Source organism: Mesorhizobium sp. WSM4976 (assembly GCF_029625685.1).
Taxonomy (GTDB): domain Bacteria; phylum Pseudomonadota; class Alphaproteobacteria; order Rhizobiales; family Rhizobiaceae; genus Mesorhizobium.
Window position 1 is genome coordinate 1 of record NZ_JARTVT010000123.1, and the last position, 313, is coordinate 313.

Sequence of the window (313 nt, forward strand, 5' to 3'; positions counted from 1 at the left end):
GAGCGGCGTTGCCGTGGTGCCGCTGACAACCCACACAAAGAGGTTTGCGCCTGTAGCGGGTGCACTGGCACTGAGAACGATGTTTGCCGTGGCCAGTGCGCCAGGCTGACAATAGTAAAATTCGATGTAACCCCAAATTGAGAAAGGAAGGCCAATAGCGCCTGGGGCCCATTGTGTGGCCATTGTGGAATCGACCATCACGCTGGTTGTCGTGGATCCGAAACTGCTTTCCCGCACGACGCCCACTACGACAATATCGGACGCACCGGTGGCGATCGGCGCGTTGGACCACGTATAAGTGTTCGGTGATCCG

General features: G+C 57.5%; 1 protein-coding gene. It reads right to left on the reverse strand.

What is annotated here, in order from left to right; translation table 11 throughout:
* Positions 1–313: hypothetical protein (locus P9272_RS35995; protein ID WP_278164980.1), on the reverse strand; the 313-nt coding region annotated here is incomplete at both ends.